Annotated in this window: 8 protein-coding genes; 1 reads left to right on the top strand and 7 read right to left on the bottom strand. The window is 63.7% G+C overall.

The genetic code is table 11. The annotated features are described in order from the left end of the window. The 7 genes from VF497_RS12955 to VF497_RS12925 all read right to left on the bottom strand — a co-directional run. Positions 1-374 (bottom strand): 2-C-methyl-D-erythritol 4-phosphate cytidylyltransferase (locus tag VF497_RS12955; protein WP_330889348.1); only part of this gene is annotated, 374 nt, incomplete at its 3' end. Continuing rightward, positions 361-702 (bottom strand): cell division protein FtsB, encoded by a 342-nt coding sequence (gene ftsB / locus VF497_RS12950; RefSeq protein ID WP_330889346.1) that lies wholly within the window; start codon positions 700-702, stop codon positions 361-363. The genes ftsB and VF497_RS12955, both read right to left, overlap by 14 nt. 3 nt (positions 703-705) lie before the next feature. Beyond that, positions 706-2,010: a phosphopyruvate hydratase gene (gene eno, locus VF497_RS12945; protein WP_330889344.1), complete on the bottom strand. Its 1,305-nt coding sequence runs from the start codon at positions 2,008-2,010 to the stop codon at positions 706-708. Next, positions 2,007-2,468, bottom strand: a complete 462-nt coding sequence (locus VF497_RS12940) for a hypothetical protein (RefSeq protein WP_330889342.1) — start codon at positions 2,466-2,468, stop codon at positions 2,007-2,009. The genes eno and VF497_RS12940 overlap by 4 nt, the downstream gene beginning before the upstream one ends. Before the next feature lie 28 nt (positions 2,469-2,496). Beyond that, on the bottom strand, positions 2,497-3,306 hold the full coding sequence (gene kdsA, locus VF497_RS12935) for a 3-deoxy-8-phosphooctulonate synthase (RefSeq protein ID WP_330889340.1): 810 nt from the start codon (positions 3,304-3,306) through the stop codon (positions 2,497-2,499). Between the two features lie 9 nt (positions 3,307-3,315). After that, positions 3,316-3,696, bottom strand: a complete 381-nt coding sequence (locus VF497_RS12930; protein ID WP_330889338.1) for a VOC family protein — start codon at positions 3,694-3,696, stop codon at positions 3,316-3,318. Positions 3,697-3,755: 59 nt separating this feature from the next. Continuing rightward, complete coding sequence (locus tag VF497_RS12925) at positions 3,756-5,423, bottom strand: CTP synthase (protein ID WP_330889336.1); 1,668 nt, start codon at positions 5,421-5,423, stop codon at positions 3,756-3,758. Positions 5,424-5,658: 235 nt separating this feature from the next. Here VF497_RS12925 and wecB point away from each other — a divergent pair, with 235 nt between their 5' ends. After that, positions 5,659-6,786 carry a non-hydrolyzing UDP-N-acetylglucosamine 2-epimerase gene (wecB, locus tag VF497_RS12920; protein ID WP_330889334.1) on the top strand — a complete coding sequence of 376 codons (1,128 nt, stop codon included), beginning with the start codon at positions 5,659-5,661 and terminating at the stop codon, positions 6,784-6,786. The last annotated feature ends 55 nt before the right edge of the window (positions 6,787-6,841 follow it).

Below are 6,841 nucleotides of genomic sequence, written 5' to 3'. Positions count from 1 at the left end.
ATCAGGCGCGTGATGTCGTCCTCGCGAACGCAGGGCCGCGCAGCATCGTGCACGAGTACAAAATCATCGTTTTCCACTTTTCCCGCCAGTGCACGAAGGCCGGCGAGCACGGAATCGGCACGCTCGCCGCCGCCAATGCAGGTCAGCACCGGTTTGCCGTGCAGCGAAGAGAGGCCGGGCCAGTGCGGATCGCCCGCCACCAGCGCGATCATCAATCCCGCGATGCGCGGATGCGCGGCAAGCCGTTCCAGCGTGTGCAGCAGCAAGGGCTTGCCCGCAAGCGGCAGGTATTGCTTCGGCACTCCGCCGCCGAAACGCGTGCCGCTACCCGCCGCCGGCACCACGCACCAGAACGCGGCGTCAGTGCTGGGCATCGCGGCTCTTGTCAGCGCCGGCCTTGTCCGCCCCGGCCTTGGCTTCGCCGGGTGCGGGTTCGACCACCTGATAGAAGATTTCGTCGGGCTTGATCAGGCCGAGTTCGGTGCGCGCGCGTTCCTCGATCGCATCCTTGCCGCTGCGCAGATCCTCGACGTCGGCCTTGAGCTGATCGTTGCGCTGCTGCAGCCTGGCGTTCTCGGCCTTCTGCTCGGCGATCTGCGCCTGCAGACGCGCGATCTCGCGAAAGCCCCATTCGCCGGCCCACAGCTTCACGCCGAGGGCCAGCAGCAGCGCCAGCAGGATCAGGGCAACCCAACGCAACATCCGTCAGACGAGGCCGGGCAGGTTCGGGAACGCGTTGCGGCCGGCGTACGTCGCCATTGCACCGAGCGCGCCTTCGATGCGCAGCAGCTGGTTGTACTTGGCCACGCGATCGGAGCGGCACAGCGAGCCGGTCTTGATCTGCGTCGCCGTGGTCGCGACCGCGATGTCGGCAATGGTGACGTCTTCCGTTTCGCCCGAGCGATGCGAAACGATCGCGGCGTAGTTCGCCTTGTGCGCCATCGCGATCGCTTCCAGCGTCTCGCTCAGCGTGCCGATCTGGTTGACCTTGATCAGGATCGCGTTGGCGATGCCCTTGTCGATTCCTTCCTTGAAAATCGCCGGGTTGGTCACGAACAGGTCGTCGCCGACCAGTTGCACCTTCTTGCCGAGCCTGTCGGTCAGCGCCTTCCAGCCGTCCCAGTCGCCTTCGGCCATGCCGTCCTCGATCGTGACGATCGGGTACTTCGCGCACCAGCCGGCATAGAACTCGACCAACTCGGCCGCAGAGAACTTCCTGCCCTCGCCTTCGAGGTGGTAGGCGCCGTCCTTGTAGAACTCCGAACTCGCCACGTCGAGGCCAAGATAGACGTCCTTGCCGGCCGCGTAGCCGGTCTTGGCGATCGCTTCGAGGATCGTCTCGATCGCCTGCTCGTTCGACTTCAGGTCCGGCGCGAAACCGCCCTCGTCGCCGACCGCAGTGTTGAGGCCCTTGCCCTTGAGCACGCTCTTCAGCGCATGGAAAATTTCCGTGCCCGCGCGCAACGCCTCGGAGAAATTCGGCAGGCCGACCGGCAGCACCATGAATTCCTGCATGTCGACATTGTTGTCGGCATGCGCGCCGCCGTTGACGATGTTCATCATCGGCACCGGCAGGTGCAGCGGCGCACCAGCCGCGAGCGCGGTGTTGATGTACTGCCACAGCGGCTGCTTCTTCGACGCGGCGGCCGCATGCGCGTTCGCGAGCGAGACGCCGAGCAGCGCGTTCGCACCGAGCTTGCCCTTGTTGTTCGTGCCGTCGAGCGCGATCAACTTCGCATCGAGGCCCTTCTGGTCGTTGGCGTCGAAGCCCTTGAGCGCGGAAGCGATCGTCGTGTTGACGTTGGCGACCGCGTTCTTCACGCCCTTGCCGAGATAGCGCGCCTTGTCGCCGTCGCGAAGTTCGACTGCTTCGCGCGAACCGGTGGACGCGCCACTCGGAACCGCAGCACGGCCGAACGAACCATCAGCGAGCGTAATTTCCGCTTCAAGCGTGGGGTTGCCGCGGGAATCCAAGATTTCACGGGCAGTGATACTCGAAATATTACTCACTTAACGCACTCCGGAAGTTTGTCGTTCTTGTCTGGAAATAGCTTTCGATCGGGGACCCATGACAGTCTTTCGATTTTCCAATCCTGCATATGTTTCGCGATTTTGGAGACCAGTTTTCGATCGTTACATGGCGCCGTAATCGAAATGCAGGCCAAAGGCTTTTGCTTCTGACGATTTGTAATCTCATCGACAAAATTGTCGAATGCATATTCTTTATCGTCGATTTGAAATTGCCTCTCTGGTGAATATGCCACCTCGATTGTTGCCGCTTTGCACTTTTTCTCATACTCAACGTCAAGCATCTTGTTGAATTCCGCAACGGGGATCGGCACACCTTCTTTAGCTGCTGTAGGCGATACCCGCGCGCCTGTAGCTGTTACATCATTGGTTTTCTCTGCAGCGTCTAGCGACGCGGCATTGATCAACAAAATAAATACTATCGCCATCCAGTTTTTCATGTTTTCCCTTTCATTTCAGCGCTCGACCTTAAGCTTTAGCGACAGCATCGAGTGCAATTAGGCGCTCAAGAAGTTCGGCCATCTTGCCCAGCGGCCACGCATTCGGCCCATCGCTGAGCGCCTTGTCGGGATCGGGATGCGTTTCCATGAACACGCCGGCGACGCCGACCGCGACCGCCGCGCGCGCGAGCACAGGCACGAACTCGCGCTGACCGCCCGACTTGCCGCCGAGACCACCGGGCAATTGCACCGAATGGGTCGCGTCGAACACGACCGGGCAGCCGGTCTCGCGCATCACCGCGAGGCTGCGCGGATCGGAGACGAGGTTGTTGTAGCCGAAGCTCACGCCGCGCTCGCAGACCATGATGTCGTCGTTGCCGACCGCCTTGGCCTTGTCGACGACGTTCTGCATGTCCCACGGCGCAAGGAACTGACCTTTCTTGATGTTGACCGGCCGGCCCGAGCGCGCGACGTTCTGGATGAAGTCGGTCTGCCGGCAGAGGAAGGCCGGTGTCTGCAGCACATCGACGACCGCGGCGACCTCGTGCATCGGCGTGTACTCGTGCACGTCGGTCAGCACGGGCACGCCGACCTGGCGCTTGACCTCGGCGAGGATGCGCAACCCTTCTTCCATGCCGGGTCCGCGGAAGCTCGTCGCCGATGTGCGGTTGGCCTTGTCGAAGCTCGACTTGAAGATGAAGGGAATGCCGAGCCTGTCGGTGATGTCCTTGAGCGTGCCGGCCGTGTCGATCTGCAGCTGCATCGACTCGACCACGCAGGGCCCCGCAATCAGGAACAACGGCTTGTCGGCGCCGACTTCGAAGCCACAGAGTTTCATAGGATCAGATCAGTCCCAACGGTTGGCATGTTGCGAGAAAAACGGACGCTGCACGCGCACGACGCAGAAGCGCTGCCCGGTCGGCGCCTGCATCACGGTCCAGCGCTCCAGGCGCTTGTGCACCGTGGCGCCGAGCTTCTCCAGACGCGCGACTTCGGCGGCAATGTCGTCGGTCTCGATGTCGAGGTGCGCGCGGCTGTCGTGGTCCACGCGCTGAATCTGCACCATCGGCTCGGCCGCCGGAGTGGCCAGCTGGCGATAGTTGCCGCGACTGCCCGCATGATCGAGATCGACCGGAAAGCCCAGCGCGCCTGCCCAGAACGTCGCGGCCTCGTCGACATCGGAAGTGTTGCAGTCGATCTGGATGGAGCAAAGACGCGAGTGATGCATGTTCGATGTTCTGCGATATCGGCCCGCCGACGGTGTGCAGGCAGCAGGCAAAAGGAGCATCAGGCCGTGGCCACCTGAGCCAGCTTCGGCGCCTCGCGCACCGCCTTCTGCTCGCGCGCGGCACGAATGAAGCCGTAGAACAGCGGATGCCCGTCGCGCGGCGTCGAGGTGAATTCCGGATGGAACTGGCCGGCGACGAACCAGGGATGCTTCTGCGGCGACAGTTCGATCATCTCGACCAGTTCTTCGTCCATCGACACTCCGGAAATGACGAGACCGAGGTCGGCGAACTTCTGCCGGTAGTTGTTGTTGAACTCGTAGCGGTGGCGATGACGCTCGCGGATCACGTCGTGACCGTACATCTCGCGCGCGAGCGTCCCGGACTTGAGGCGGGACTCCTGCGCACCGAGGCGCATCGTGCCGCCGAGGTCGGAGTCCTCGCTGCGATGCTCAATTTCGCCACTGGATTTGGTCCACTCGGTGATCAGCGCGATGACCGGATCCGCGGCGAGGCGGTCGTTTTCGCTCGAATTCGCCGCAGGCAGGTTCGCGATGTGGCGCGCGAAATCAACCACGGCGGCATGCATGCCGTAGCAGATGCCGAAGTACGGAATCTTGTTCTCGCGCGCGAACTGGGCTGCGGCGATCTTGCCCTCGAAACCGCGCTTGCCGAAGCCGCCCGGCACGAGGATGCCGTCGACGTTGCGCAGCATCTCGGCGCCGTGCGCCTCGATCTCCTCGGATTCAACCCAGCGCAGGTTGACCTGCGTGGCCTGCTTGAGGCCGCCGTGGCGTAGCGCTTCGCCGAGCGATTTGTACGCGTCCTTGTGCTCGACGTACTTGCCGATGATGGCGATGTCGACCTGATGCTTGGGATGCTTGACCTCGTCGACCACCTTGTCCCACTCGGCCAGGTTCACCGGCTTCGCATCGAGCTTGAGATGCGCGACGGCGAGATCGTCGAGACCCTGCCTGTGTAGCCAGGCCGGGATCGCATAGATCGTGTCGAGGTCGATCGCGCTGATGACTGCTTTTTCCGGCACATTGGTGAACAGCGCGATCTTGCGCCGCTCACTGTCGGGCAGCGGTTCCTCGCAGCGGCACAGGAGCACGTCGGGCTGGATGCCGAGCGCGCGCAGTTCCTTGACCGAGTGTTGCGTCGGCTTGGTCTTGATCTCGCCGGCGGCCTTGATGTACGGCACCAGGGTCAGGTGCATGAACATGACCTTGTCCGCGCCGTGTTCTATGCGGATCTGGCGGATCGCCTCGAGGAACGGCTGCGACTCGATGTCGCCGACCGTGCCGCCGATCTCGACGAGGGCGACGTCGAAACCGCGCGTCGCCTCGAAGATCGAATGCTTGATCTCGTCGGTGATGTGCGGGATCACCTGCACCGTCGCGCCGAGATAGTCGCCGCGGCGCTCCTTGCGGATCACGCTCTCGTAGATCTTGCCCGTGGTGATCGAATTCTTGCCGGTCAGACGCGTGCGCACGAAGCGCTCGTAGTGGCCCAGGTCCAAATCGGTTTCGGCGCCGTCGTCGGTGACGTAGACCTCACCGTGCTGGAACGGGCTCATCGTGCCCGGATCGACGTTGATGTAGGGATCGAGCTTCATCATCGTCACGCGCAGGCCGCGCGCTTCGAGGATGGCCGCAAGCGAGGCCGACGCAATGCCCTTGCCAAGCGAGGACACCACGCCGCCGGTAACGAAAATCAGGGGAGTCATGACGCAGCAGTTTCCGGTGCTGGTAAAGCGATAGTTTACTCCGCTTCGCCGGGTCGGGCGAGGCTGGACTTCGGTGCAGGCGTCGATCCGCGCGAAAAAAAATCGCCTAAACCGCTAGCAGACTTAGGTTTTTCGTCATATTTCGGTGTAATAATATGTAATCGAAATGTGTAGCATGCCTACGGGGGGCTTAGTGAGGATTCTTGACCAGGTTCGCAGACCGCGAATCGCGCTGGTGGTAGGCACGCGTCCGGAGTGCCTGAAGCTCGCCAGCGTTGCGAAGGCCTTGCGCCTGCACGACGGTATCGCATCCCTGCTGATCAACAGTGGCCAGCATCGCGCGATGGTCGAGCGCACCCTCGCCCAGCACGACCTAGCCGCCGACGCCACCGCCGCGCAGTGCGAAAGCGGTTCGCTTTCGGCCACGCTGCAACGCCTGCGCGTTGCGATCCGCAGCTGCCTGCGCGACGCCGCGGCGACGATGGCCGTCGCCCAGGGCGATACGAGCACGGCCTACGCGACCGCGCTCGCCGCGCGCGATCTCGGCCTGCCGCTCGCCCACGTTGAAGCGGGATTGCGTACCAATCATCCGCTGCGGCCGTTTCCTGAGGAACATTTCCGTCGCCGCATCGCGCGCCTTGCCGACCTGCACCTCGCGCCGACCGCGAGCGCCGAACGCAACCTGCGCGCCGAAGGCATCGCACCGTCGCGCATCCATCGTGCCGGTCAGACTTCGATCGACCTGTTGCGCGACACCGTGCAGAGTCCCTGCGCGGAGTCCGAGCTGCCTGCCCTGCCCGCCACACCGCACCTGATCGTGCTGACCCTGCATCGGCGCGAAAACTACGGCCGCGGCCTCGACGTGGTCTGCGCCGCAGTGCTCGACCTGCTCGCCGCACGGCCCGATGTCGGCGTGCTCTGCCCGGTGCACCCGAACCCCACCGTCGGCGCGCGCATCCGCCAGCATCTGTCCGCGCATCCGCGCATCGTGCTGACCGAGCCGCTCGACTTCCGCCCGTTCATCACCCTGCTCGCGCGCGCCACGCTCGCGATCACCGACTCGGGCGGCATCCAGGAAGAGGCGCCTTATCTCGGCACGCCAATCCTGATCGCACGCGAGAACACGGAGCGCCCGGAAAGCCTCGCGCTCGGCAGCGCCAACCTCGTTGCAGTCGATGCCCCGAGCATCGTCGCCGCGGCCTGCCACCTGCTCGACGCGTCAAGGCCGAGCGCGCTGCCGTTCGATGCGTCCGCGCCCTACGGCGACGGTCGCGCCGGTACGCGCATCGCCGAACACCTCGTCGCCTTTCACCAGGGAATCGTCATGGACGGCGCTCCCGCACTGCTTCCTCTGACCGCATAGCCGATGAACCCGCACGCCACTCTTGCCTCGCCCGCCGTGGGCGGGGCTCCGATCC

This window comes from Rudaea sp. (genome assembly GCF_036383415.1).
Lineage (GTDB): Bacteria > Pseudomonadota > Gammaproteobacteria > Xanthomonadales > Rhodanobacteraceae > Rudaea.
This window is presented reverse-complemented; position numbering and strand designations above follow the sequence as displayed.